Source organism: Kitasatospora sp. NPDC057518, assembly GCF_042802075.1.
Classification (GTDB): Bacteria; Actinomycetota; Actinomycetes; order Streptomycetales; family Streptomycetaceae; genus Kitasatospora.
The window spans coordinates 1-23,889 of sequence record NZ_JBHVEU010000091.1; the positions used below are offsets into that span (position 1 = coordinate 1).

Annotated in this window: 23 protein-coding genes and 1 pseudogene; 14 read left to right on the plus strand and 10 right to left on the minus strand. The window is 75.4% G+C overall.

The genetic code is table 11. The annotated features are described in order from the left end of the window. Positions 1-77: 77 nt before the first annotated feature. The gene (locus tag ACFU7Z_RS12325) at positions 78-956 is read right to left on the minus strand and encodes a methyltransferase domain-containing protein (protein ID WP_380777476.1); all 879 of its coding nucleotides are present in this window, start codon (positions 954-956) and stop codon (positions 78-80) included. Positions 957-985: 29 nt separating this feature from the next. On the opposite strand from ACFU7Z_RS12325, the gene ACFU7Z_RS12330 reads away from it, so the two are divergent. The 5 genes from ACFU7Z_RS12330 to ACFU7Z_RS12350 all read left to right on the plus strand — a co-directional run bounded on the left by ACFU7Z_RS12330 (position 986) and on the right by ACFU7Z_RS12350 (position 5,380). Continuing rightward, entirely contained in the window at positions 986-2,509 is a 1,524-nt protein-coding gene (locus ACFU7Z_RS12330; RefSeq protein ID WP_380777477.1) for a PLP-dependent aminotransferase family protein, read from the plus strand. 96 nt (positions 2,510-2,605) lie between these two features. Then, positions 2,606-3,781: a glycoside hydrolase family 3 N-terminal domain-containing protein gene (locus ACFU7Z_RS12335; protein WP_380777478.1), complete on the plus strand. Its 1,176-nt coding sequence runs from the start codon at positions 2,606-2,608 to the stop codon at positions 3,779-3,781. A gap of 304 nt (positions 3,782-4,085) precedes the next feature. Further along, positions 4,086-4,553 (plus strand): hypothetical protein, encoded by a 468-nt coding sequence (locus ACFU7Z_RS12340; protein WP_049656770.1) that lies wholly within the window; start codon positions 4,086-4,088, stop codon positions 4,551-4,553. Positions 4,554-4,803: 250 nt separating this feature from the next. Further along, positions 4,804-5,145 carry a helix-turn-helix transcriptional regulator gene (locus ACFU7Z_RS12345; protein ID WP_049656769.1) on the plus strand — a complete coding sequence of 114 codons (342 nt, stop codon included), beginning with the start codon at positions 4,804-4,806 and terminating at the stop codon, positions 5,143-5,145. A 43-nt stretch (positions 5,146-5,188) separates the two neighbouring features. Continuing rightward, entirely contained in the window at positions 5,189-5,380 is a 192-nt protein-coding gene (locus ACFU7Z_RS12350) for a DUF6126 family protein (RefSeq protein WP_049656767.1), read from the plus strand. Positions 5,381-5,399: 19 nt separating this feature from the next. On the opposite strand, the gene ACFU7Z_RS12355 is transcribed toward ACFU7Z_RS12350, so the two are convergent. Continuing rightward, a complete protein-coding gene (locus tag ACFU7Z_RS12355; RefSeq protein ID WP_380777479.1) occupies positions 5,400-7,892 on the minus strand; it encodes a cytochrome P450 in 2,493 nt (830 codons plus the stop codon). Positions 7,893-8,233: 341 nt separating this feature from the next. Here ACFU7Z_RS12355 and ACFU7Z_RS12360 point away from each other — a divergent pair, with 341 nt between their 5' ends. The 4 genes from ACFU7Z_RS12360 to galE all read left to right on the plus strand — a co-directional run bounded on the left by ACFU7Z_RS12360 (position 8,234) and on the right by galE (position 12,331). Continuing rightward, positions 8,234-8,998, plus strand: a complete 765-nt coding sequence (locus tag ACFU7Z_RS12360) for a sigma 54 modulation/S30EA ribosomal C-terminal domain-containing protein (protein ID WP_181970906.1) — start codon at positions 8,234-8,236, stop codon at positions 8,996-8,998. A gap of 52 nt (positions 8,999-9,050) precedes the next feature. After that, positions 9,051-9,512 (plus strand): hypothetical protein, encoded by a 462-nt coding sequence (locus tag ACFU7Z_RS12365; RefSeq protein WP_117492977.1) that lies wholly within the window; start codon positions 9,051-9,053, stop codon positions 9,510-9,512. A gap of 1,022 nt (positions 9,513-10,534) precedes the next feature. Next, complete coding sequence (locus ACFU7Z_RS12370) at positions 10,535-11,185, plus strand: hypothetical protein (protein WP_380737271.1); 651 nt, start codon at positions 10,535-10,537, stop codon at positions 11,183-11,185. 129 nt (positions 11,186-11,314) lie between these two features. Further along, complete coding sequence (gene galE, locus ACFU7Z_RS12375) at positions 11,315-12,331, plus strand: UDP-glucose 4-epimerase GalE (RefSeq protein WP_380777480.1); 1,017 nt, start codon at positions 11,315-11,317, stop codon at positions 12,329-12,331. A 13-nt stretch (positions 12,332-12,344) separates the two neighbouring features. Here galE and ACFU7Z_RS12380 read toward each other — a convergent pair whose 3' ends face one another. Both ACFU7Z_RS12380 and ACFU7Z_RS12385 read right to left on the minus strand, forming a co-directional pair. After that, complete coding sequence (locus ACFU7Z_RS12380; protein ID WP_380777481.1) at positions 12,345-13,034, minus strand: transglycosylase SLT domain-containing protein; 690 nt, start codon at positions 13,032-13,034, stop codon at positions 12,345-12,347. A 71-nt stretch (positions 13,035-13,105) separates the two neighbouring features. Beyond that, the gene (locus ACFU7Z_RS12385; RefSeq protein ID WP_049660325.1) at positions 13,106-13,312 is read right to left on the minus strand and encodes an antitoxin; all 207 of its coding nucleotides are present in this window, start codon (positions 13,310-13,312) and stop codon (positions 13,106-13,108) included. 289 nt (positions 13,313-13,601) lie between these two features. Between ACFU7Z_RS12385 and ACFU7Z_RS12390 the strand changes: the two genes are divergently transcribed. Next, positions 13,602-14,225 (plus strand): DUF6542 domain-containing protein, encoded by a 624-nt coding sequence (locus tag ACFU7Z_RS12390; protein ID WP_074004891.1) that lies wholly within the window; start codon positions 13,602-13,604, stop codon positions 14,223-14,225. Further along, a complete protein-coding gene (locus ACFU7Z_RS12395; RefSeq protein ID WP_380777482.1) occupies positions 14,218-15,867 on the plus strand; it encodes an LCP family protein in 1,650 nt (549 codons plus the stop codon). Before ACFU7Z_RS12390 ends, ACFU7Z_RS12395 begins: the two co-directional genes overlap by 8 nt. 221 nt (positions 15,868-16,088) lie before the next feature. Here the strand turns inward: ACFU7Z_RS12395 and ACFU7Z_RS12400 are convergent, their stop codons facing one another. Continuing rightward, the gene (locus ACFU7Z_RS12400; RefSeq protein ID WP_380737263.1) at positions 16,089-16,898 is read right to left on the minus strand and encodes a nucleotidyltransferase domain-containing protein; all 810 of its coding nucleotides are present in this window, start codon (positions 16,896-16,898) and stop codon (positions 16,089-16,091) included. Between the two features lie 121 nt (positions 16,899-17,019). On the opposite strand from ACFU7Z_RS12400, the gene ACFU7Z_RS12405 reads away from it, so the two are divergent. Continuing rightward, on the plus strand, positions 17,020-17,454 hold the full coding sequence (locus tag ACFU7Z_RS12405) for a DUF4259 domain-containing protein (protein WP_375873757.1): 435 nt from the start codon (positions 17,020-17,022) through the stop codon (positions 17,452-17,454). A 43-nt stretch (positions 17,455-17,497) separates the two neighbouring features. Here ACFU7Z_RS12405 and ACFU7Z_RS12410 read toward each other — a convergent pair whose 3' ends face one another. Beyond that, positions 17,498-18,763 carry an MFS transporter gene (locus tag ACFU7Z_RS12410; protein WP_380777483.1) on the minus strand — a complete coding sequence of 422 codons (1,266 nt, stop codon included), beginning with the start codon at positions 18,761-18,763 and terminating at the stop codon, positions 17,498-17,500. Between the two features lie 135 nt (positions 18,764-18,898). Between ACFU7Z_RS12410 and ACFU7Z_RS12415 the strand changes: the two genes are divergently transcribed. After that, complete coding sequence (locus ACFU7Z_RS12415) at positions 18,899-19,342, plus strand: helix-turn-helix domain-containing protein (RefSeq protein ID WP_074004888.1); 444 nt, start codon at positions 18,899-18,901, stop codon at positions 19,340-19,342. Positions 19,343-19,408: 66 nt separating this feature from the next. Here ACFU7Z_RS12415 and ACFU7Z_RS12420 read toward each other — a convergent pair whose 3' ends face one another. After that, a complete protein-coding gene (locus ACFU7Z_RS12420; protein WP_380777484.1) occupies positions 19,409-20,737 on the minus strand; it encodes a DUF6777 domain-containing protein in 1,329 nt (442 codons plus the stop codon). A 633-nt stretch (positions 20,738-21,370) separates the two neighbouring features. Here ACFU7Z_RS12420 and ACFU7Z_RS12425 point away from each other — a divergent pair. Further along, the gene (locus ACFU7Z_RS12425) at positions 21,371-22,711 is read left to right on the plus strand and encodes a streptophobe family protein (protein WP_380777485.1); all 1,341 of its coding nucleotides are present in this window, start codon (positions 21,371-21,373) and stop codon (positions 22,709-22,711) included. A gap of 24 nt (positions 22,712-22,735) precedes the next feature. Here the strand turns inward: ACFU7Z_RS12425 and ACFU7Z_RS12430 are convergent, their stop codons facing one another. The 3 genes and pseudogenes from ACFU7Z_RS12430 to ACFU7Z_RS12440 all read right to left on the minus strand — a co-directional run. Further along, the gene (locus tag ACFU7Z_RS12430) at positions 22,736-23,233 is read right to left on the minus strand and encodes a hypothetical protein (protein ID WP_049660167.1); all 498 of its coding nucleotides are present in this window, start codon (positions 23,231-23,233) and stop codon (positions 22,736-22,738) included. Between the two features lie 79 nt (positions 23,234-23,312). Then, positions 23,313-23,687 carry a DUF1304 domain-containing protein gene (locus ACFU7Z_RS12435; protein ID WP_074004884.1) on the minus strand — a complete coding sequence of 125 codons (375 nt, stop codon included), beginning with the start codon at positions 23,685-23,687 and terminating at the stop codon, positions 23,313-23,315. Beyond that, positions 23,684-23,889 (minus strand): annotated as a pseudogene (locus ACFU7Z_RS12440) (hypothetical protein); the annotation flags it as partial. The pseudogene ACFU7Z_RS12440 and the gene ACFU7Z_RS12435, both read right to left, overlap by 4 nt.

The window sequence follows — 23,889 nt, forward strand, 5'->3', positions numbered from 1 at the left end:
GGGCGCGATCGTGACCCCCGTCCACGACCCCGCCCGCGGGGCCCGCTCCGGCAGGAGCAGGTCCCGGCAGGCCCGCGCTACGGCCGGACCGCCACCGCCTTGAAGAAGGTGTAGTGGAACGTCCCGCCCGGCTCGGCCGCGCGGCGCAGCTCCGCGATGCCCCGGTCGAAGGCCTCCGGGGTGCTCAGTCCGGCCTCCAGCGCCTCCGCCCGGACGGCCTCGACCATCGCGACGAAGGTCCGGCGGGTGAAGCCCTCCACCAGGGCGGGCCGGGCGTCGTCGGCGTAGACCGTGCGCGGGCGGACCGTCACCCGCGCGAACCCGGCCTCCGTCAGCAGCGGGTGGAGGCGGCGGCCGAGCAGGCCGTCGCCGCCCGCCCGGGCCTGCAGCCGGACCAGGTGGTCGACGGTGCGGCGGGCCGCCGGGGTCTCCGGGTGGAAGAGCGCCGAGCCGTGGTCGCCCTCGATCACGGTGATCGTCCCGCCCGGCCGCAGTACCCGGAGCAGCGCCGCCAGCCCGGCGGCGGGGTCGGTCAGGTGCTCCAGCACGAAGCAGAGGAAGACGTGGTCGAAGGAGCCGTCCGGGAACGGCAGTCGGTGGAGGTCGCCGTGGTGCCAGGTGACGTCCGCGGCGGGTGCCTGCGCGGCCACCCGGGAGCGGGCCTGGGCCAGCGAGTCCGCCGAGAGGTCGGCCGCCGTCAGCCGCACGCCGGGGCTGGCGGCCAGCAGGTGCACGGTCTGCGCCCCCACCCCGCAGCCGGCCTCCAGCACCCGGCTGCCCGCGGGGTAGGCCGTGCCGGCGTGCAGCAGTTCGGCGAGGGTGTCGGCCTGGTCGCCGAGGCGCCGGGCCTCGGTCTCCGAGTAGCCGTGGACGTAGTCGGGGCCGTGGTCGGGGCCGTGGTCGAGCCCGTGCTCCGGCGCCGCCGCGTTCGCGGGCGCCGTCGTTTCCGTGGTCATGGCCCCACCCTCGCCGCCACTATGGTCCGGTGAACAGGTCCAAAGTCGAGGCATCCGACCGGTCCAAAGAGGCCGGCGCCGACTTCCTCCAGCTCGACACCACCGAGGCCCCGCCCGGCGGCCTCACCGACTGGCTCGCCCGCCGGCTGCGCGAGGCCGTCGCCGACGGGCGGCTCCCGGTCGGGGCCCGGCTGCCCGCCGGCCGGGTGCTGGCGGCCGAACTCGGCGTCTCCCGCGGGGTGGTGACCGACGCCTACCGGCGCCTCGCCGAGGAGGGGCAGGTCGCCGGCCGCGGCCGGGGCGGCACGGTCGTGGTCGCGGCCACCGCCGTACCGGACCCGGCCGTCGTCGTACCGGGGGAGGTGCCCGCGGCGCGGCAGCCCCGCCAGGCGCCTGCGCTGTTCCGGGACGACCCCGACCCCGAGGTCTTCGAGCGGCTGCGCGGCGCCCCCGCCAGGATCGACCTCACCCCCGGCGTGCCCGACCTCGCGGCCTTCCCCCGCGCCGCCTGGCTGCGCGCCGAACGGGCCGTCCTCGACGGCCTCGCCGCGTCCGACCTCGGCTACGGCGACGTGCGCGGCACCCCGGCCCTGCGCCGGGCCGTCGCCCACTGGCTGGCCCGCAACCGGGGCATCCGCGCCGACCCCGACGAGGTGCTGATCGTCGCCGGTACGGCCCAGGCGCTCGCCCTGCTCGGCCGCGCGCTCGGGCGGGCGGGCATCGACGAGGTCGCGGTGGAGGACCCGGGCTCGGTCGGCGTCCGGCAGCACCTCGCCCACTGGCTCGCCGCCACCCCGCCCGTCCCGGTCGACGCCGAGGGCGTCCGGGTCGACGCGCTGCGCGCCACCGGCGCCCCGGCCGTCCTGCTCACCCCCGCCCACCAGTTCCCGACCGGTGTCGTGCTCGGCGGCGAACGGCGCCGCGAACTGCTGCGCTGGGCGGCGGAGGGCGGCCTGGTCATCGAGGACGACTACGACGCCGAGCACCGCTACGACCGTCCGCCCGTCCCGGCCCTGCGGGCGGTCCTGCCGGATCGGGTCTGCTACGCGGGCAGCGTCTCCAAGCTGCTCGCCCCCGCGTTGCGCACCGGCTGGCTGCTGGTCCCGGACCGGCTGCGGGACGCCGTCCTGGAGGCCAAGCGGTTCGCCGACCTCGGGAACCCGGTGCTGCCCCAGCTGGTCCTCGCCCGGCTGATGGAGTCCGGCGACCTCGACCGGCACCTGCGGGTGCTGCGCCGCCGCCACCGCCGCCGCCGGGACGCGATGATCGACGCCATCCGCACCCACCTGCCGGGGGCCACGGTGCACGGCGCGGCGGCCGGCCTCCACCTGATGCTGACGCTCCCGGAGGGATGCGGCCGTACCGATACGGGGTTGGCCGCCGCCGCCCTGGCGGAGGGGGTCAAGGTGCAGCCGCTGTCCTGGCACGCCCGGTTGCCGTACCCGCCCGGCCTGGTCCTCGGCTACGCGGCGGGCTCGGTGTCCGAGATCGCCGAGGGTGTGGGCGTCCTGGGCCGGCTGGTCCGCGGAGAGGCGTCACCTCGCGGAGATTGAGTCGGATTATCGGATGAATACGGTGTATGGGGGAATGCCGCGCCGCACCCCTGGGTACGTTGACATGCCGAAGTCACCTGTCGACCGGGAGGCGTGATGGCCCTGTTCCGAAGTGTCGCCCAGTTCGGGGTGGTGCTGGCCGTCATGGGCGCCGCGCTCGGGCCGGTGCCGCTCGGCTCGCCCGCCCCGCCGCGCGGTGCCCCGAGCGCTCCGGGCGTCCCGGGTGCACCGGACGAGAGGACCGCGGCGATGGCCGGCCTGGAGCAGGAGGACTCCCGGGTGCTCGCCGGGCGGCGGGTCGTGCTGTCGTACCCGGGCCCGATACCGTCGGCCACGACGCTCCAGGCGATCCGGGAGGGCCGGGCCGCCGGGGTGATCCTGTTCGGTGAGAACATCACCAGTCCGGAGCAACTCGCGCAGGCTATAGGCGAGTTGAAGCAGGCCGCCGCCGAGGCGCCGCATCCGCGCCCGCTGCTGCTGATGACCGACCAGGAGGGCGGCAAGGTCCGCCGACTGCCCGGTGCGCCCGAACTCTCCGCCCGCCGCGTCGGGTTGGCGGCGAACCCGGTCGCCGCGGCGGCGGAGTCCGGGGCCGGCGCCGCCCGGACCCTCACCGACGCCGGGCTGAACCTCAACCTCGCCCCGGTGCTCGACGTCTACGACACGCCGGACAACTTCATCGACCACTCCGAGCGCTCCTTCGGCCAAGACCCGGCCAAGGTGGCGGAGTTGGGCAGCGCCTTCCTCACCGCCCAGCAGGGCCTCGGCGTGGCCGCGACCGCCAAGCACTTCCCCGGTCTCGGCGCCGCGCCCCGGGGCGCGAACACCGACGAGAGCCCGGTCACCCTGAACGTCCCGCTGTCGCAGCTCCGCGCCCGCGGCGAGGCCCCGTACCGGGCGGCCATCGCGGCGGGCGTGCGCCTGGTGATGGCCTCCTGGGCGGTCTACCCGGCGCTGGACCCGGACCACCCGGCCGGGTTCTCGCACGCGATCATCCAGGGCGAGCTGCGCGGCCGGCTCGGCTTCGACGGCGTGACCGTCACCGACGCCATGGAGGCCGCCGCGCTCGCCCCGTACGGCGGCCCCGGTGACCGCGCGCTGGCCGCCGCCGCGGCCGGGATGGACCTGATGCTCTGCTCCGGGCGCGACCCCCGGCAGGGCGAGGAGGCCACCGAGGCGCTGGCCGCCGCCCTGGACGACGGCCGCCTGGACCGGCACGCCTTCAGCGAGGCGGTGGCCCGGGTCGACGCCCTGCGCGGCTCGCTGGGCTGAGTCGGCGGCGGCGGTTCGGCGGCGGCTTCGGCAGCGGCTTCGAAGGCGGCTCCGGGGGCGTTCGGAGACGGTTCACCCGGGCTCCACGCGGGCGTCCCCTGGACGGGGGCGCCCGTTCGACTGTCCAGCGCTGATTGCGCCATCGAAGGTTCAGTTTCGGTCGACACCTGACTTCCGAGGGTAAATCCGCCTCATGGCCGAGGAATCGCATGTCAAAGTTTCTGTCGTGGGCCTATGAAATGTCATATGTACCACGTCACCTGTTCCCAGTCCGTCCTCATACCCTCCGAAGGAGGAGGCACCGATGAACCGCATGAGTCGCGCCACCTGGATCGCCGCCGGCGCCGTCACCCTGCTCGCCGCCCCCGTCCCGGCCATCGCCGCGACCCCGGCCGCCGCCACCACCACCGCCACCGTCACCACCTGCGGCTACTCCAGCCTGCAGGCCGGCCTGGCCACCTACGCCTGCGCCGACGTGACGGGTGACAGCGTCGCGGTCTACGGGAAGATCGGCCTGGCCGGCCCGCCGTCCCCGGGCACCCCGTGGCCGCCGGCGCCGAAGGAGCTGGTGACCCACCTGTCGGCCAACGTGACCGGCGGGGCCTCGCTCGGCACCGTGAACGGCCGCACCGTGTTCCAGGTCTCCACCGTGCGGGTCGACGGCATCTCCAGCACGGTGCCGTGCGGGTCCACCGTGCACGTCTCCTTCGACGTCGAGGGCTTCTGGAGCGGGCAGGTCCCGGCCACGGTCGATGTGCCTGTAGTCTGCTGACGGCTCATCACCATGACTGCCGAGCCCGGGAGTTGGCAGCATCCCGGGCTCGGCTTTCGCATGCCCCGACCCGATCGCGACCGCCCGGCGGAGCGCCCGGTCGGGGCCTTCCGGATTCCGGCGCACCCCGGCGACGCGCGGTGACGACTTGAAGAAATCTTCATCTGTCGCGATGATGCCTACCGGCCGCGGCGGAGATCCCCGCCCGGCCGGACGACCATCCAGCCGGACCCGAGGGAGAGCGCGGACGATGCCGGTGCCGCTGTACCAGGCCAAGGCGGAGTTCTTCCGCACCCTCGGCCACCCCGTACGGATCCGGGTCCTGGAACTGCTCCAGGACGGCCCCCGGCCGGTGCGCGAGCTGCTGGCGGAGATCGAGGTCGAGCCGTCCAACCTCTCCCAGCAGCTCGCGGTGCTGCGCCGCACCCAGCTGGTCACGGCGACCCGTGAGGGCAACACCGTGGTGTACGCGCTCAGCACCCCGGACGTCGCCGAACTGCTGCGCGCGGCCCGCCGGATCCTGACCGAGCTGATCACCGACCAGGGCGCGCTGCTCACCGAGCTGCGCGCCCCCGGCGGTCGGCCCCGCTGAGCCGCGCCCGGCCCGTCCGCCCGATCCGAGGAGAAGCACCACCATGAGCGCCAGCACGAGCGACGACAGCGTGAGCGAGGGCAGTACCAGCGGGAGCGGTACGGGCGGGGACGGTACGAGCGAGGAGAAGCGGCGCCGCAAGGCGATGCTGATCCGCGCGGGCATCTACATCTTCGCCACCCACCTGTTCGCCGGTTTCGTGCTGCTGCTGTTCGCGCTCGGCGGCCGGAAGTAGCGCTCCCGGACCGGGCCGCTCACTGGCGCGCCTCCCGGTCCCGCACGCGGTAGCGGTGGCTGGTGCTGGTCCAGGCCTGCACGCCGGCGACCAGCTCCCGGGTGCCGTCCAGGTACCAGCGCCCGGCCGGGTGGCGGCGCAGCAGGTCGCGGCGCAGCTCCTCGCTCTCCTGCTGCAGCTGCGCCACCCGGGTGCGCACCGCGTGGACCGCCCGGTCGCGGGTGCAGCCGTGGGCCCGCTCGAGGGTGAGCACGGTGTTGAACGCCGTCCCGCCCTGCCGCTCCTCGCGCTTCAGCGAGTAGAGGTCGTTGATCAGCGTGGCGGCGTCGGCGGTGTTGGCGCGCAGCTGGTGCAGCGCGGGTTCCGCGTGCAGCGCGGCCGGGGCGTCGGTGCCGTGGACCCGTTCCATTATGTTCATGAACGGGTAGAGGCAACTGCCGTGCCGGCGCAGCCACATGGTGTCCGTCAGGTCGAGGCCGAGGGCGGGCACGGTGCCGTTGGCGCGGTGGTCGGCCTCGGCGGGGAAGGTGGCCAGGCAGGCCCGCCATTCCCGGGCCGCCCGGGCGCGCCACTCGGGGGACATCGAGGCGGTCTGGCGCTCCCACAACTCCCTCCAGGAGAGCAGTAGTCGACTTTCGGAAGGGCTCCCGCCGCGGGCGCCGTCGAGGACCGCGATCAGCGGGTCGACCACGGCGCGGGCCTGGACGGGGTGGCGGCCGGGCGGGCCGTCGAACCGGTCGTCCAGGATGGTGAACCAGCCCAGCATGTCCACCAGGAGGTCGAGTTCGGTGCCCCGGGCGCGGGGATAGGCGTAGCCGATCAGCTCGTGCAGCGCGTACCCCCGGTAGCGGGGCAGCTCCGCCGGGGTGAGCAGGCCGCGGCGGACCGCCCAGTCGGCGTGCCGGTCGGCGGAGAGGAGCAGGTCGGCACGCGACCGGAGGTCCGCCGGGGCGGCCGGGTCGGCGGGGGCGGTCGCACGGCTGGCGCCGGTGAACGGGCACCGGCCGGACGGCGGCTCACCGGGGGAGGAGGGCACTGTGTCCCCCGGTGAGGAGCCGGTATCACCCTCGCGGGAGGCCGCGGTGGAGCTCCTGCGTGGGGAGCGCGCGCCGCGCGGCGCGAGCCGCACCCGCAGGCCGTGCGCCTGGACCGTCGTCCACACCACCTCGCGGGCCCGGGCGCCCGGCACCGCCACCGGCCGCCAGCGCCGCAGGATCGCCGCGGCCGCGACGGTCAGCTCCGCCCAGGCGAAGGCCTCGCCGATGCACTTGTGCTTGCCCGCACCGAACGGCAGGAAGGACGGCCGTCCGGTGCCGCCGGCGTCCTGCCAGCGCTCGGGCCGGAAGCTCATGGGCTCGGGGTAGCGCAGCGGGTCGCGGTGCAGCGCGGTGAGGCTGTACAGCAGTTCGGTGCCGGCCGGGACGCGGTACGGGCCCAGATCGACCGGAACCCGGGCGGTGCGCATCAGGAAGGCGTTCGGCGCGTGCAGCCGCACCACCTCCTGGGTGACGCTGCGGGTGTACGTGAGCCGGGCCAGCGCCTCGAGGGTGGGGACGGTGCCCGCGGGCAGGTGCTCGTCCAGCTCGGCGAGGATCCGGGCCTCCACCTCGGGGTGGCGCAGCAGCTCGTCCAGCAGCCAGGTGAGCGTGGTGGAGACGGTCTCGGTGCCCGCGCCGAACATGGCGATCGCCTCGGACCGCACGTCGGCCTCGGTGAGCGGGCACCCGCTGGCCGGGTCGGTCGCGGCCCGCAGCAGGGCGGGCAGGGTGCGGCGGCCCTCCTCGGCGCCCGCGGCGCGGCCGTTGACGGCCTGGTCGACCACCCGGTTGAGCACCCGGACGGCGTCGTCGAAGCGCCGGTTGACGGGCAGCGGCAGCCGGGCGAGCGCCGGGCTCGGGTAGAGGGACTGGACGATCTGGCCCTTCACCAGGTCCGGCAGCGCCCGGTGGAAGGCGACGGTGGCGTCCTCGCTGAGCCGGGCGTCGAACAGCGTGCGGGTGACGATCTCCAGCGCCAGGTGGTTCATCTCCTTGGCCACGTCGAGGACCTGCCCGGGGCGCCAGCGTCCGGCCCGCTCCTCGGTGACCTGCTGCATCACGGCCAGGTACTCGCCCATCCGGTCCGGGCCGAAGGCCGGCTGGATGATCCGGCGGCGGTCCCGGTGGGCCTGGCCCTCGGACATCAGCAGGCCGTCGCCGAAGGCCGTCTTGAGGGTGTCCTGGACGGCGCCGCGCGGGCAGTCGTGGGCCAGCGCGACGAGCAGGGTGTGGACCAGCCGGGCGTCGGTGACCACGCAGACGGTGCGCGGGCCGAGGCGGATGCGGACCACCCCGCCGTGGCGGGAGAGCGAACCGAGGAAGCGGAGCGGGTCGCGCAGCAGGGCGCCGGCGTGCCCGAGGCCGGGCAGGGCGCCGGGGGCCAGCGGCGGGACGGCGGCGCGGGCCAGCGGGGACGGGCCGGGTGCGGTTCTCGGGGGGACGATCAGCTTCCGCGTCTCGGTCAGCAGGGACATGACACTACCTCTCACCAGAGGGGCCGGTGCGGGCGATGCCGGGTGGCAGCGGCGGGCCGGCCGGGAGCCGGGGGTCCGCCCAGCGCGGGCCCCGCGCGCGCCCCCGGCGGGAGGGCGCACGTTGAACAAACGCGCCGGTTTCCCGAGCGTTGCGCCGAATGTGCGGGGATCACTCCAACGGCCGAGTGGATCGACCCTTTCGTGCGTGCTCGAAATCCGGTGTTGACCTGCGCCGATGCGACCCTCCGGGCGGTCGGCGGCTCGCCCGCGGGGCAGGGTCTTTGGACCCTCGCCGCACGGGCGTACGAGGGACAGCATGGATGCGAAGAAGGAGGAACCTGATGACCCGTCTGCGCCACCGGCCGGCCCTCGACGTCCGGGTGGAGATCCGCGGTGAGCTGCCCCGCGAGGAGGCCGAGTACGCCCGGGCCCGGGCACTGGCCACCGCCGCGGCGCTCGGCCCCGACACCCACGCGCTGCGACTGCGGCTGACCCGCTCGCGAAACCGCTCGGTGACCCGGCCCGCGCTGGCCCAGGCGGACGTCGAGCTGGCGGGCGTCGGCCCGGTCCGGGTGCAGCTGGCCACCGGCACCGCGCGGGAGTCCGTCGACCTGGTGCTCGGCACACTGGCCGGCCGGGCCGTCCGGCTGCGCGAGCAGGGCGACATCGGCTTCGCCGTCGCGTACGAGAGCGCCTACCGCCCGCAGTTCGCCGACCGTCCGCTCGCCCAGCGGCGGATCGCCCGGCACAAGGCGGTCGTGCTCGCCCGCCGCGGCCCCGAACAGGCCGTGCTCGAACTGCTCGCCCTCGACCGGCGGTTCCACCTCTTCGCGGACGCCGCGACCGGACGGGACGGCCTGGTGCACCGCTGCACGCCGGGCGGCACGGTGGAACTGTGCGCCGCGGGCACCAGCGCGATGCCCCCGCTCGACCTCGCCGAGGCGGCCCGCCGGCTCTGGCTCACCGGCCGCCCGTTCGTCGGCTGGACCGACCCCGGCGACCACCGGGCCCGGGTGCTCTACCGCCGCTTCGACGGCCACTACGGCCTGATAGCGCCGGTATCGGAGGGCCGGATCGGGGCAGGAACCCTGTCGGCACAGGACTGACACCACGACCCGACGACCACACCACCAACTCTCCACGACAGGGGCCGGGACCATGGACTGCGACGAGGTCATGCTGACCGTCCGGATCACCGCCGCCGAGCGCGCGCTGCTGCGCGACCTCGCGCGCGGGCACGGCGGCGACGTCTCCGACGTGGCGGTGGACGGGCTGCTGGAGGTCATCCCTGCGCTGCACGACGACGCCTGCGTCCTGCCGCTGCTACGCGTTCTGGCCAGACCGGCGCCGTTCGCGCTCACGCTGTGGCTGCCCGCGGCGGTCGCGGACCTGCTGCCGCTGCTCGGCGAGCGGCTGGTGCGGACCGGCGGCCCCGCGGCCGGGCCGGCCAGCGCCGCGCTCTCGGCGGCCCTGCGGCTCTGGCTCGGCGGGGACCGGGTCGTCCTGGCGGCCGGGCTGGCCCGGCTGCACGGGGGCTGCGGCACCGGCGCGACGGCGGCGGTACGGCCCTGGGCGGGTGCGGCGGCCTTCGGTGCGGAGCCGGTGAAGGCCGCGGCCTGACCGTCCGGCGATGTGACGGTACGTCGGATCTGACGGTACGTCGCAGCCTGGCTGGCGATGGCATGTCCGGGGCGGAAAATCCGCTGGTCAGAGCACTGGTCAGCACCTGCCGACGGGTCTAGCATTCCGTCACGGCCGACGGAGTCGCACGCCCCGGGACTCCGGCCGGGTGGCCGCCACCACCTCCTGCCGGGGAGCGCCCGCCCCCCTGCTCGCGCTCCCCGGCTCCGCCCCCCCTGCTCGCTCCCCGGCTCCGCCCTGCGCGGTTGCGCCTTGCGCCCAGGGCCGGTTCGGCGTCCCCGGCTGCCACTCGATCGAACGGCCCGGGGATTTTCGCAAGAGGTTTCTGTTATTCCCGCTCGCCCCTCCCGCTCTCCGGAGTGTCGGAAGGCCCGAGCCCCTCCGTCGCAGGGGCACGCGCCGTCGCGCGAGGAGAGGAACGCGATGGGACACCGGAGCAGCGGGCCGCGCCGACGCCGCCGGCCCACCCGCAGGGCGCCCTGGCCGCCGCGACCCCTCCCCCGGCCCCGCCCCCGACCCCGGGGAGGACCGGCTCCCGAGGCGGCCATCAGTCAGATCACGCCGAATTCCGCCGACCCGGGCCGCCGCGTGGTGCTTGGCGGCACGGCGGCCCCGGCCCGGCGCACCGCCCGGCTGCCGCACCCCGAAGCGGCCGCGCGGACGTATCAACTCGCCGCTGACGAAGGCGGGTTCACCCCCGACGAGGGCGGCTGCCGGAGTCTCCGCAGTCGAACGGCGGCCTCTCTTACCAGAACTGTTCGTTGCTGAAGTCCTCGTGTGCCGAACGGGGTAAGGCTGTTCCTGTGAGCCCGTAAAACCGGTCGGCCCGTACGCCGGCCGCACCCTCCGACCCGAGCCGCCGACGCCCGCGGGCCCCAAGACCCGCAGGCCCGAAGGTCCGTCGCGCCGGGACCGGCCGCCGCCCACCCAGTGGCGGGCCGTTCCCGGCGCCGGCCGTTCCCAGCGTCCCTGCCCCCACACCGCCCCGAGGACCCTCCCGTATGCGAACCCGCCCCCACCTCAGCGCCCTCGCCCTCGCCGCGGCGGCCCTGCTCGCCGCCGCCGCACCCGCCGCCGCCCACGGCGAGAGCGTCCACCTGGACGTCACCGGCCAGCAGAACGGTCGCGTCAGCACCGTCGCCACCTGGGAGAACGACCACGACCCGGTGACCGGGGAGTTCGCCGGCACGCTCTCCGCGACGGCCACCGACGGGCGCGCCGTCGGCCCCTGGCGCCTGGTCACCGCCCCCGGCCGTCCCGGGACGTACACCACCCGGGAGATCCTGCCGGTCGGGCACTGGCGGGTGACGGTGGACTGCTCTTCCCCCGCCCCCGGGCACGGCGAGGGCGAGCTCGACATCGACACCGCGGTGGTCACCGACCCGGCGCCCGCGGGGACGGGGGGCCCGCCGCTCGCCGAGGCCCAGCCGGGGGACGGCTCGCCACGCTCCGCCGAGGTGACCCCCGCCCCGCTCCGGGAGACCACCGCCGGGACGGGGACCACCGCGGCCCCCGTCTCCGCCCGGGAGGCCGCGCCCGGCCGCGTCCACGCGACCACCTCCGACGCCACCGCCTGGGCGGCCATCGGCACCGCCTGCGCGGCCGTCGTCCTGGTCGCCACCGGCCTCTGGCTGCGCCGCCACCGCGGCTGAGTCGCCCGGCGACGGCCGGCCGTTCCGGGGGAGCGGCCCCGTCGTGGAACCGGCCGGGTGCGAACCGACGTCCCTTCCGGTCACCGGGCGCCACCTGGCGCCCGGACGACCGCAAGGGAGCGCTCGCGCATGAAGAAGGTCCTGATCACCGGCGGCGCGGGATTCATCGGCAGCACCGTCGCCTCCGCCCTGCTCGACCGGGGGATCACCCCGGTCGTGCTGGACGACCTCTCCCGGGGGCGGACCGAGTTCGTCGCGGACCGGCTCTTCTACCGGGGCGACATCGCCGACGCGGCCCTGCTCGACCGGATCTTCGCCGAGCACCCCGACATCGACGCCACCGTGCACTGCGCCGCGAAGATCGTCGTACCGGAGTCCGTGGCCAAGCCGCTGTACTACTACCGGGAGAACGTCGCCAAGACGGTCGAACTCCTGGACGCCCTCCAGCGCCACGGCTGCACCCGGGTCGTCTTCAGCAGCTCCGCCTCGATCTACGCCCCCACCGCCGACGCCCGGGTCGACGAGAGCAGCCCGGTCGACGCCGGCAGCCCGTACGCGCGCACCAAGCAGATGATGGAGCAGGTCCTCCAGGACTGGACCAGGGGCGAGGGCGCCGAGCGCCAACGCGTCATCGCCCTGCGCTACTTCAACCCGATCGGCGCCGACCCGCAGCTGCGCACCGGCCTCCAGGACCTCCGGCCCACCCACGCCCTCGGCAAGCTGATCGAGGCGCACACCACCGGCACCCCGTTCACCGTGACCGGCACCGACTGGGCGACCCGCGACGGCTCCGGCATCCGCGACTACGTCCACGTCCAGGACCTCGCCGAGGCGCACGTCGCGGCGCTGCTCCGGTTCGACGAGGTGATCGCCCCGGGCGTGGCGGACCGCTACCGGGTGATCAACGTCGGCACCGGTGACGGGACCACCGTGCGGGAGCTGATCGCCGCCTTCGAACAGGCCGTCGGCGCCAGCCTCGAGGTGCGGGAGGCCGGGCCGCGGCCCGGGGACGTGATCGGCTGCTACGCCGTCGTGGACACCGCGCGGGACCTGCTCGGCTGGCAGCCGCGGCGCGGCATCGCCGAGGGGGTCGCCGACGCGCTGGCCTGGCGGAGGGTCTGGTCCGCCCGGATCGCCGTCAGCTGACCGCCCGGAGGCGCTACTTCACGGCCTCGCCGGACTTCGACCAGTTGTCCTGCAGGCGGTCGAGGTAGGACTGCGCCTGGGAGCCGATCTTGACGCCCCGGGCGAAGGCCAGCATGTTGCCCGCGCCCGCGTTGTAGCCGAGGGCGACCAGTTCGTCCCGGCTGAGCGACACGCCCGGGCGCGCGGGAAGTTGGGCGGCGAGGTCGTGCAGGTGCCAGGCGGCCGCCTGGACGGCCAGGTCCCGGTCGTCCGGGAGCTCCTCCCACTGCCGGGAGGCGAAGGGGCGGCCGGGCTTGGTGTCGTCGAAGGCGGCCCGGTGCATGTTGGCGATGCCGAAGGAGGCGTCCGGCTTGCCGCGCTGCCAGGCCCGTTCGAGTTCGGGGTCGTGCGGCTTGTACGACTCGTTGTAGAGGATCGCCATCAGCAGCTGCGGGTTGACCCCGGCCTCGGTGGCGTACCGGCGGACCGGCTCCGCGTAGTCGGCCGGGTCGTAGCGGCCCGAGGGCTTCGACGGCTTCGCGGAGCCGCCGGCCGACGGCGCGCCGCCGGACCCGGGGACGGACGGGGCGGCGGCGGTCGGGGAGGGGTCGGCGGAGGCCGCGCCGTCGTGGTCGTTGCCGCGCAGGAGGCCCAGCCCGACCACGACCGCGACGGTGAGCACCAGCCACTGCCCCCAGCCCGGCCCCTTCTTCTCCTCGCTCACCGCTGCCGCCCCTCCCCGTTCGCCCGTGCGGTCGTTCGACCGTCGTGCGGCCGATCGTGTCCTGCGGCAGGTTACTCGGCGGGCTTCTGGTCGCCGTCGAGGTTGCGCAGGAAGTCCTTCGCCTTCTCGACGCCGGTGTCGATCTGCCCGCTGTACTTGCCGTCCGTGCGGTCGTCGATCGCGTCGCCGACCTTGTCCAGGCCCTGCCCGATCACGTCGCCGTGGTCACGGGCGAGGTCGGTGGCCTTGCCCGCGAGGTTCTTCAGACTCTCAAACATGGTGACGCTCTGCTCCTCTGATGCGTTCCTGATGGTGTGCCGACGTGGCGGGGATCATGACCATCCTAACGACGGTCCACCAGGCGGTCGGTCGCTGCCGGGTGGCAGCGGATGACTTTGCTGAAATGGGTTTGTATGCTCCAGCCCAACCTCTACAGCAATGTAGAGGCTTGGTCCCCACCAGGACGTCACCAGGGCGCCGCCAGGGCCCCGGCAGGACCGACGGCGTCCCGGCACGCGCGGTGGTGCGATCGCGCCGCCGCAGCCGCAACGATCGAGGGAAGTGCGCATGGCCGGTCAGCGGGCGAGAACGCCGTACCAGGACGCGGGGCCCCGCACCGAGGACCGCGCCCTGCCCGCCCAGCGCTCCTGGCCGGCCGGTGCGGGAGCCGCAGGCGCCCCCGGGAGGCGCGCGGACACCGCGGCGCCCCGGCAGGTCCGGTCGCCGCGCCCCGGGGCGGCCCGCCGCAGGCAGCAGGCGCGCCGGCGCGGCGGGACGGCGGCCGCGTTCTCGGCGGTCGGGCTGCCGCTGCTCGGAGCGGTCGCGGACGAACTCGACGGGCCGGGCGTCGGCCTCCTGTTCGCGGTGGGCTCGGTGCTCGGGACGGCGGCCGCGGCGCTGCTCTGCAGCCGCACCGGCCGGTGGTGGGTGGTGACGGCCGCTCCGGTCGTGGTGCTGCTCACCGCCTCGGGCGTCGAGTACCTGGCGCACCCCGGGAAGTACCAGGGGAGGAACCTCGGCACCGGCGCACTGCGCTGGGTGGTCGGGGCGTTCCCGGTGATGGCCGCGGCCGTGGCGGTGGCGCTCGTCGTGGTCGCGGTCCGCGTCACGGCGGCCCGCCGCCGGGCGGTGCCGGAGCGCCGGCGGACCGGCAGGACGGCTGTCCCGGCCGGAAGGGGCCGCCGTGGCTGAGCGCGGCAACAGCCGTACCGGCCAACGCGGCCAACGCGGGCAGCGCGGTCTGCGCGGCCGGCGCGGCTACGACCCGCGCCGCGCCGCCGCCCCGCTGACCGTCGCCGGGCGCACCCTGGCCTGCACCGTCTCGGTCGCGGTGCTCGGCGCCAGCGGCTTCACCTGGTACGAGTACCGCAGCCTGGACGACGGCATGATCAAGTCCACCGCGCTGAGCGAGGCCAGGAAGAACGCCCCGCCGCACCTCGACAAGTCCGTCAACCTGCTGCTGATCGGCCTGGACAGCCGCAAGGACATGGACGGCAACGACCTGCCCCGGCAGTTCGTGGAGGACGAACTGCACGCCGGCTCCAGCGAGATCGGCGGGTACAACACCAACGCCCTGATCGTGCTGCACATCCCGGCCAACGGCGGCAAGGTCACCGCGCTCTCCGTCCCGCGCGACGACTACGTGCAGACCGTCGGCGCGGACGGGAAGATGCACAAGATCAAGGAGGCGTACGGCATCGCCAAGGAGGCCGCCGAGCAGAAGCTGGCGGGCAAGGGGCTCTCCAAGGCGGCGCTGGAACGGCAGAGCCGCGAGGCCGGCCGCTCGGCCACCATCCGGACCGTGCAGAGCTTCCTGGACGTCCCGATCGACCACTTCGCGGAGGTGAACCTGATCGGCTTCTACGACATCGCCAAGGCGGTCGAGCCGGTCCAGGTCTGCCTCAACCACCCCGTGGACGACCCGATCATCGCCCGGACCGCCACCCACGAGGGCGGCGGCACCGGCCTCAAGCTCCCGGCCGGGATCAGCTCCCTCGACGCCGCGCAGGCGCTCTCCTTCGTCCGCCAGCGCCACCACCTCACCAACGGCGACCTCGACCGCACCCACCGGCAGCAGGCGTTCCTCTCCTCCGTCGAGTACCGGCTCAAGCAGCAGGGCATCCTGAACGACCTCGGGCAGATGCAGAAGCTGTTCGCGGTGGTGAAGAAGGACGTGGTCATCGACAACGAGTGGAACATCCTCGACTTCGCCCAGCAGGCGCCCAACCTGACCGGCGGCAACGTGGAGTTCAACACCCTGCCGATCAGCGGCTTCAAGACGGTCGGCGGGCAGGAGGTCAACACCGTCAACCCGGACCTGATCAGGAAGATCGTCCGGCAGCTCTTCAAGCACGAGCCGGCGCCGGCCGTCCCCGCCGTCGTGCCCGTCGCGCCGTCCGGGGACGCGCCGGGCGAACCGGCCCCGTCGCCCTCCGCGACCCCGACGCCGAGCGCGACGCCCAAGGCGGTGGTCGACATCAACGCGGTCGCGGGGGCGGGGGCGGCGGCCAACGAGTCCCGGGCGCTGGCCGAACTCGGTTACCAGACGGGCCGGATCGGCGACGCCCCGGCCAGGACCCGGGCCACCGCGGTCGGGTACGGAGCCGGGGCCAAGGCCGAGGCGCAGCGCCTCGCCGCCCGCTACGGGGTGAACGCGGTCTTCTCGTCGGGGATCCCCGCGGGCCGCGTCCTGCTCACCCTCGCCGTCTCCCGCACCCCGAGCCCGACGGCCGTGCCGTCGGCCGCGCCGGGTGAGACCTCCGCCGACTCGGCGGCGGGGCTGCCGATGCAGGGGCCGGCGGTGAAGGCGGGCGGGATCCCGTGCGTGGACTGAAGCCCCTGCGGCGGTGGCGAGTTCAGCCCCGGCCGGGGCTGGTGTCCCGGAGCGGCCGCCGGGTCGAGGACCTCGACGTACCCGATCCGCCCGCCGACGACGTCCGGGACGAGCGTGCCGTGGGCCGGCGGGAGCGGGACGCACCGGTGGTCCGGACCGTAGGGCCGGCCGTCCGGGTGCGGTTCCGTCACGGGCGTGCTGCCTTCACGGGCGCGGCGCCGTCACGGGCGCGGTGCCTTCACGCCGTGGACGGCGGCGTACTCGGCGGCGAGCCAGGGGCCCAGGTCGTCGACGAGCACGGTGAGGGCGGCCCGGTCGGGGGTGCGGCCGCGGGCGAGGGCGGCGGCGAGGCGTGCTTGGGCGGCGCGCTCGGGGTAGTAGCCGGCGAATATCTCGGCGGAGGCGGCGAGGTCGCTGGTCCAGCCGCCCCAGCGGGGCATGACCAGGGTGAGGCAAGTGCGGACGAGGCGGCGGGAGACGGCGCGGGTGAGGCCGCGCAGTTCGGCCTCCGTGGTGGCGGCGGCCAGGCGCTCGTGCCAGAGCGGGAGGACCAGGGCCAGGTCGCCGTTGGTCTCCCGGGCGAGCAGCGAGGTGGGGCGGTAGCGGGGGAGCCGGGCGGCGAGGTCCTCGCCGAGCAGCGGGGTGCAGAGGCAGGCGACGAACCAGCCGAGGTCGTGGCGTTCGAGCTCGCTCAGCAGGGTGTCCGTGCCGGCCAGCACCACGCCGACCCCGTTCACCTGCGCGAACTCCCCGTCGAGCGCGGCTTCGAGGGCGTCGGCCTCCGCCCGGTCCGCGGCGGTGGGCTCGTGGCGCAGGGCGAGCAGCAGGTCGAGGTCGGAGACGCCGGGGGTGGCGGTGCCGCGCGGGAGGCTGCCGTAGAGGTAGGCGCTGTGCAGCCGGTCGGGGGCGAAGGCCGCGGCGATCCGCTCCCGGGCGGCGGCGACCACCGGCGTGAACGCCGGCGGCACGCGGTCGAGCGAGCCCTCCCGTGCGATGTACCCGTCCCGGTCCAGCCCCTGAATCGTGGTCATGGGGGCACTCTGCCCCACCGCGGTCGGCCCTGACCAGCGAATATCCGTCGGCCCGGCCGATTGTCAGTGCCGTGTGCAAGCATCCGTCGCACACGAACACGAACGGCGTGAGGGGATCGGCATGGGCACCTGGGACATCGGGCACTTCGACAACGACTCGGCGGCGGACTTCTGCGGCGGACTGGACGACGCGGCGCCGGGCGAGCGGGAGGCGCTGCTCCGGTCGGCGCTGCTGTACGCAGTCCGGGCGGAGGAGTTCCTGGACTCGGACGAGGCGGTGGAGGCGGTCGCCTCCGCCGCGCTGGTGGCGGCGCAGTGCCCGGGCGGGGCGGCGGTGACCAGCGCCTACGGGCCCAAGGAGCCGGTCCCGCCGCTCTCCGCCGAGCTGCGCCCGCTCGCGGTGGCGGCGCTCGACCGGGTGGTCGCGGAGGAGTCGGAGCTCGCGGAGCTGTGGGACGAGTCGGGGGAGGCGGCGGCCTGGCGCGAGGGCATACGGACGCTGCGGGAGGTCCTCGCCGCGGCGTCGGCGGCGGAGGCGCCGGTGGCGGACGCGTAGGTGACGTACGCGTAGGGGCCGGAGGCCGGTGGCCGATCGGCCGTCAGCGGCGGGCCGCCGTCCACCAGTAGCCGAGCGCGGTGAGGCTGGTGGCGGCGCCGAGCAGGCAGACGGCCGTCCAGCCGCCGTGGTCGTAGACGACGGTGGACAGGATCGCGCCCGCGCCGCATCCGGCGGAGTAGAGCAGCATGTAGCCGGCAGTCAGGCGGCTCTGCGCCTCCGGGCGGACCTGGTAGAGGAGGTGCTGGTTGGCGACGTGGACGGACTGCAGGCCGTAGTCGATCACCACCATGGCGAGCACCAGCCACCAGACCGAGTGCGGCAGCAGCGCGGCCGGGAGCCAGCCGACCAGCATGGCCAGCAGACCGATGCCGGCGGTGCGTTCGGCGCGGCCGCGGTCGGCCTGGCGGCCGGCGTATCCGGCGCCGAGCGCTCCGGCGGCGCCGGCCAGGCCGAAGAGCCCGATCTGCGTGTGGCTGAGGCTGAAGGGAGGCGCGGCGAGCGGGAGCACCATCGGGGTGAGCAGCACGGTGACGGAGGTGAAGCCGAGCAGCGCGAGGACGGCCCGGACCCGGAGCACGCGCTCCTGGGCGAAGAGCGTGAACACCGAGCCGACCAGCCGCGGGTAGCCGATCCGCTCGGCCGCCCGGTGCCGCTCGGACGGGACGGCGGCCGCGACGGCGAGGGCCATGGCGGCGGTCGCGACGGCGGAGACCACGTAGACGGCGCGCCAGCCGGCCAGGTCGCCGATGGTCCCGGCGACGGTGCGGGCGAGCAGGATGCCGACCACGATGCCGCTGGTCACGGTGCCGACCACCCGGCCCTGGTCGCCCGGGGCGGCGAGTTGGGCGGAGTAGGCGACGACCACCTGGGCGACGACGGCGAGGACGCCGACGGCGGCCATCGCGAGGAGCAGCAGCGGAGCGGAGGGGGCGAGTGCGACGGCGAGGAGGGCGAGGACGGACAGGCCGAGCTGGGAGGTGATCAGGGTGCGGCGGTTGACGTGGTCGCCGAGCGGCACGAGCAGGAGCAGGCCGAGGGCGTAGCCCGTCTGGGTGAGGGTGCCGACCAGGCCGATGGTCGCCGGGGCGATGCCGTAGTCCCGGGCGATCAGGTCGAGCAGTGGCTGCGAGTAGTAGACGTTGGCCACGGCGAGGCCGCAGGCGACGGAGAGCAGCCAGGCGACGGCCGGTGACAGGCCGCGCGGCGGGGCCCCGGTGGGGGTGTCGGCCGGGGCTTTGGCCAGGGCGTCGGCGGGGGGGTCGGCGGCGGTCGGGTCCTCGGCGGACGCGCGGGCGGGTGAGGTCATGGGCGGACTCCCTCGAAGGGGCATGGTGGTTTCAAAGTGCTACCGCGACACAATGGCATACTCTGGTTTTAATAAGCAACCACGCTCTGATCGGTACGCTGGGCGCCGACCGGTGAGAGCTGAGAGGTGGGAGAAGTGCCGAAACGCACCACGCACGAGGAATCGGCCTGCCCGGTCGCCCGTCCGCTCGACGTCGTCGGCGACGGCTGGACGCTGCTGATCGTCCGTGACGCCTTCGACGGACTGCGCCGCTTCGGGCAGTTCCAGAAGAACCTCGGCCTGGCCAAGAACATCCTGTCCTCCCGCCTGGCCGGCCTGGTCGCCAACGGCGTGTTCGAGCTCGCGCCGGCCGCCGACGGCAGCCCGTACCAGGAGTACGTGCTCACCGAGAAGGGCCGTGCGCTGTTCCCGGTGATCACGGCGCTGCGGCAGTGGGGCGACCAGTGGTTCTTCGAGGAGGGCGAGCCCCGGGCGCGTCTGGTGGACCGCGAGTCCGGTGCGCCCGTCGCGCGGGTCGAGGTGCGCTCGGCGGACGGCCGGGTGCTCGGGCCCGAGGACGCGAAGGTGCTGCTGCCCTGAGGCGCGCCGCTGCCACCGACCGGGTGAGGGTCGACGGCAGCGGGGCGGAGCGGGGCGTGTGCCGGGTCAGCTCGGCGTGGCGGCGCTCGCGGTCGGGCAGGGTGGCAGGGTGGACGGCGCGGTGCTCGCGCAGGTCGCGGTCGGCGCCTGGGCGGTGGTGGTCGTCGCCGTGGTGCCGGTTGCCGTCGTGGCGGCGGTGGTCGCCGTCGCGGCGGAGGGCGTCCTGGTGACCGGTGTCGGCGTCTGTGTCTGAGTCTGAGTCTGAGTCGGTGCGCCGGTGGTCACCGTGGACGGGGGCGGGGTGCTGGTCGTCGTGGCCGTCCCCGGCGGCTGACCCGAGCTGGTCGGGGACGTGGCTCCGGGGGTCGTCGGGCCCGAGGAGGTGACTCCGGCGCCTGTGGAGCCCGAGGGGGTGGCACCGGTGGCACCCGAACTCGTCGGCGTGCCGGGCGATGGCGTGCCGGGTGGGGTCGTGCCGGGTGGGGTCGTGCCCGGCGATGTTGCACCCGGCGACGTCGTGCCGGGGGACGTCGTACCGGGGGAGGTCGAGGAGGTGGCCGAGGGTGTGGACGGCGTCCACGGGCCCGGCGGTGGGATGCCGGGCACCAGGGGCCCCTTCGGGGGTTCGGCCGGTCGGTCCACGACCTCGACCCGCCCGGTCATCCGGGAGAACCACCCGCCGGTCTCGACGTTCACCAGGATGATCTCGGTCACCGGTCGGGCTGCCGGCACCACGATGATCAGCGTGGACGGCTGGAAGCCCGCCCAGGCCTTCCCGGTGTACCTCGCGTTGCTCACCAGCGCCGGCGGCTTCAGCGGGTTGCCGCAGGAGCAGCGCACCCGGGGCACGCCCTGGGCGTCCACCAGGACGGCGGTGCCCGCCTCCAGTGCGGACTGGTACTCGACCACCGCGCCGCTCTTGTAGGTGTGGTTGGTCACCCGGGTGTCCACCCGCAGGTAGGCGGAGGTCAGCGAGCGCAGGTAGCCGGGGACGTCGGCCTGCGCGATGCCGGCGGCGGAGGCCCAGGCGCGCCCGGTGTCCCCGGTCGAGAGCATTCCGACCAGGCGCTCGGTGTCGCAGCTCGGCTTGCCCATCGACCCGGCGTACAGCCCGGCCGAGCTGCCCTCGACGCTGTGGAGCGCGGTCGGCGAACCGCTCCGGGACGAGGCGCCGCCCGGGTGCTGCGCAGTCGGGGTGACGGTCGGGGCGGGGGTCGGGACGGCGGTCGGGACGGCGGAGCCGGGTGCGGGGGCGCTCACCCCCTGGGTCTCCACCGACGGGGTGAACGGGTCCGGCCCGGGATCGGCCGGGGCCTGCAGGGCGACCTCGTTCGCGGTCGGCACGGCCGGGTGGTTGCCGCCCTGGTTGTTGACGATCAGCACGGTGGCCACCACGGCCACCGCCACCGTGCCCGCCGCCAGCGCCAGCCCCTTCCCGGAGCGCCACCACGGCGTGCGCGCCCCGCGTCCGGGCCCGCCGGACGACGGCCCGCCGGGCCCGCCCGCGCCGCCCGGTCCGGACGGCCCGCCCGGCCCGCTCGCACCGCCGGGACCACTCGCACTCCCGGCGCCACCCGCCCCGGCGGCCCCGGACGGGCCCGAGGGCGGAGGGGGTACGGACGGCGAACCGGCCGTACCGCCGCCGGACGGTTGACCGGCCAACGGCCCGGACGGGGGACCGGACGGCGGACCGTGCGGAGGTTCACCAGGCGGGCCGGGCAGGCCGGACGGAGGCGGTTGGGAGGTCATCGAGGCTCCGTTTCGCAGGCGGTCGGCCGACCGGGGCCGGCTCGGGAGGCTCCTGCCAGTGGCTTCCCTTTCTCCCCCGTTGCCCCGTTCGCCGCAACAGCAGGTGCCGGGGCGTCGCCGAGCGTGCCCGCCGACCGTCGGCCACCCTGGAAACCCGGCCGGAACCCGGCCGGAACCCGGCCGGGAGCCGATCGGGCGTAGATCGGACGTAGATCAGAGATCGATCGCGCCGCGCCCGGGCCGGACCCCTGTGCACCCCGCGAGCGACGAGGAGGCGGCATGCAGCAGCCCACCACCCGGGCCGCGGGCCCGCCCGGCGCCGTACGCGGCTGGCTGGACGCGCTCGCCGTGGTGCTGGCCGGGCTGGTCGCGATGGCGGCGGTGGCCGCGTTCGGTCTCTGGCTGGCCGGCGCCGACGACCTCCCGGACGGCGGCTTTCCCGCCGTGCTGGCCGCGACGCTCGCGCTCGCCGTCGGCGGCACCGTCGAACTCGACGGCGGCGCCGGGGACTTCGCGGCGGTCGGGGCCGGGATCAGCGCGATGCCGCTGAGCGTCTCGGTGGTCGGCGCGGTCGCGATGGCCGAGGTGTTCCTGCGCCAGCTGCGCTTCCGCGCGGTCGCGGGCGGCGGTGAGCTGCTCGGGCGGATCGGCCGGACGCTGCTGCTCTGGGTGCTCGCCCTGGTGCTGCTCACCCTCGGCGCCCGGCACAGCTTCGTCGTCCCGCTCGGCGGCGACCTGGCCCAGTCGATCGGCGGCGCGCTCGGGCTGACCCCGGAGGTCGGCTTCCGCGCGGACGGCCCGACCACCGTGGGCATCGGGCTGGCCTGGCTGCTGGTGGTGCTCGCGGTCACCTTCGCGGTGTCCCGGCGGGCCCCGCTGCCGCCCGCCCTGGTGCGCTACCAACTCGCGGTCCGCCCGCCCGCGTTCGCGCTCTGGCTGGTCCTGCTGGCGTACCTGGCGATCGGTGCGGTGGCCGGGGTGCTGACCGCGGTCGTGCACGGGAACCCCCGGCAGACCCTGGCCGTGGTGCTGCTCGCGCTGCCCGACCTGGTCTGGCTGGCCTTCGGCATCGGGCTCGGCGCCACGTGGCACGGGTGGCTGGTCGGCGGGCTCGGCCTGCCCGTCCCCAAGCCGCTCAGCGCCGTGCTGCGCACCCCCGGGGGCGGGCCGGCGACCATCGACCTCGGCACCCTCGCGGAGCAGGACGCCCGCAGCTGGTGGCTGCTGCCGTTGGCCGCCGTCCTGTTGCTCGCCGCCGCCTTCCTGGCGGCCCGCCGCGCGCCGCGCACCGTCCGGCTCTGGCGGCACGCCGTCCGGTTCGCGCTCGCCACCGCCGTCACCGTGCTGCTGGTGGGTCTGTGGACCCGGGTGGACGCCGACTACGGGCTCTCCGTGCTCGGTGTCGGCCTCGGCCAGGGCGGCCTGGGCGACCTGCTGGGCGCCGTGCTCGGCGGCGGCAACCCGCTGGCCGGGCTGGGCGGCGGGAGCCTCACCCTGCGCCCGGTGCTCTGGACGGCGGTGCCGCTCGCGGCGGGCTGGGGGCTGCTGACCGGCGCGCTCGGCGCCCTGCTCGCCACCCGGGTGCGGCACCGCGGCGAGGTGCCGGCGGACGCCGAGTGACGGGTGCGGGGGGCGTGTCCCGGCTCAGAACAGCCGGTGGCCCCGCACCCACATGGTCTTGCGGCCGTCGGCCCGGATGAGCCGGAGTTTCCCGATGCCGTCGTGGATGCCCGCACTGAGCAGCAGCGACGGTCCGACGACCACGCCCGCGGCGGCCAGCGTGAAGAGCAGGCCGATGTTGTCGACGGCCTGGTCGTCGCCCTCCTCGACGGTCCGGCCGCCCAGCTGGACCAGCATCGGGACGAGGGCCAGCAGCGAGAGCACCAGCAGCCAGCCCACCGTCCGGTGGACCAGCCGCTTGACCCGCGCCCTGGTGGCGGTCTCCACCCGGACGGAGAAGGAACGCCGGCAGCGCGGGCAGATGACGCCGATCTCCTTGTTGCCGCCGGTGGGCCGGGGCGAGCCGCCCTCCGGCAGGTGTGCGACGCTCCAGCTGACCTTCGTCGAGGTGAGGCCCTGCTGGACGCTCACCCGACAGCCGAGGCCGACGACGTACCGGTCGGTGATCGGGATCTTCGCCACTGCTGCCACCCCCAGCCGCCGCGACCGTCGCGGGGTAGGCGGAGTTTAGCCGCACGCCTGAAGAGATGGTGATGAAACGTCAGAAAGCCTCCGTCAGAAGGATGATCGCCGCCGGGACGGCCTGGCCGAGTGCACCGCGCCACAGCTTCGGCTCCGAGGTGAACAGGGTGATCCCGCCCGCGACCATGAACGCGGCGACGTAGAGCACCACCGCCCGCCCGGCCCCCGGGTGTCCGGTGTGCAGCAGGACCAGGCCGGCGACCAGGCCGAGGGCCAGGAAGAGGTTGTAGAAACCGACGTTGACGCGCCACAGCCGGACCTCCGGGGCGTCCGCCGTGCTGCCGGTCAGCACGCGGCGCACCCGCGGGTGCCCGTACAGGAAGCTCTCCAGCGGCCAGACGATCAGGTGGATCGCCGCGGCGACCACGGCGAAGACCTGGCTCACGGCGTTCATGACGGACGGCTCCCTGCGGGCGGCGACGGCGGCGGGTGGACGACCGGTGCGGCCCAGGCGGGCGGCCCGGGCACCGGGCGCGGGTCGGGGGCGAGCGCCGGGACGACCCGGGTGGGCGGCCCGTCGGCGCGCCACGGTTCCGGCGCGGCGGCGGTGCTCGCCGCGCGCAGCTCGGCGACGAAGTCCAGGCAGTTCGGGTACC

What these genes read in the sequence shown, in the direction of transcription:
- galE (WP_380777480.1), top strand. Translation starts at nt 11,315, where the DNA reads ATGAAGAAGGTCCTGATCACCGGCGGCGCGGGATTCATCGGCAGCACC.
- ACFU7Z_RS12325 (WP_380777476.1), bottom strand. Translation starts at nt 956, where the DNA reads ATGACCACGGAAACGACGGCGCCCGCGAACGCGGCGGCGCCGGAGCAC.
- ACFU7Z_RS12350 (WP_049656767.1), top strand. Translation starts at nt 5,189, where the DNA reads ATGAGCGCCAGCACGAGCGACGACAGCGTGAGCGAGGGCAGTACCAGC.
- ACFU7Z_RS12370 (WP_380737271.1), top strand. Translation starts at nt 10,535, where the DNA reads ATGCGAACCCGCCCCCACCTCAGCGCCCTCGCCCTCGCCGCGGCGGCC.
- ACFU7Z_RS12435 (WP_074004884.1), bottom strand. Translation starts at nt 23,687, where the DNA reads ATGAACGCCGTGAGCCAGGTCTTCGCCGTGGTCGCCGCGGCGATCCAC.
- ACFU7Z_RS12390 (WP_074004891.1), top strand. Translation starts at nt 13,602, where the DNA reads ATGGCCGGTCAGCGGGCGAGAACGCCGTACCAGGACGCGGGGCCCCGC.
- ACFU7Z_RS12400 (WP_380737263.1), bottom strand. Translation starts at nt 16,898, where the DNA reads ATGACCACGATTCAGGGGCTGGACCGGGACGGGTACATCGCACGGGAG.
- ACFU7Z_RS12425 (WP_380777485.1), top strand. Translation starts at nt 21,371, where the DNA reads ATGCAGCAGCCCACCACCCGGGCCGCGGGCCCGCCCGGCGCCGTACGC.
- ACFU7Z_RS12410 (WP_380777483.1), bottom strand. Translation starts at nt 18,763, where the DNA reads ATGACCTCACCCGCCCGCGCGTCCGCCGAGGACCCGACCGCCGCCGAC.
- ACFU7Z_RS12360 (WP_181970906.1), top strand. Translation starts at nt 8,234, where the DNA reads ATGACCCGTCTGCGCCACCGGCCGGCCCTCGACGTCCGGGTGGAGATC.
- ACFU7Z_RS12365 (WP_117492977.1), top strand. Translation starts at nt 9,051, where the DNA reads ATGGACTGCGACGAGGTCATGCTGACCGTCCGGATCACCGCCGCCGAG.
- ACFU7Z_RS12340 (WP_049656770.1), top strand. Translation starts at nt 4,086, where the DNA reads ATGAACCGCATGAGTCGCGCCACCTGGATCGCCGCCGGCGCCGTCACC.
- ACFU7Z_RS12345 (WP_049656769.1), top strand. Translation starts at nt 4,804, where the DNA reads ATGCCGGTGCCGCTGTACCAGGCCAAGGCGGAGTTCTTCCGCACCCTC.
- ACFU7Z_RS12385 (WP_049660325.1), bottom strand. Translation starts at nt 13,312, where the DNA reads ATGTTTGAGAGTCTGAAGAACCTCGCGGGCAAGGCCACCGACCTCGCC.
- ACFU7Z_RS12335 (WP_380777478.1), top strand. Translation starts at nt 2,606, where the DNA reads ATGGCCCTGTTCCGAAGTGTCGCCCAGTTCGGGGTGGTGCTGGCCGTC.
- ACFU7Z_RS12355 (WP_380777479.1), bottom strand. Translation starts at nt 7,892, where the DNA reads ATGTCCCTGCTGACCGAGACGCGGAAGCTGATCGTCCCCCCGAGAACC.
- ACFU7Z_RS12405 (WP_375873757.1), top strand. Translation starts at nt 17,020, where the DNA reads ATGGGCACCTGGGACATCGGGCACTTCGACAACGACTCGGCGGCGGAC.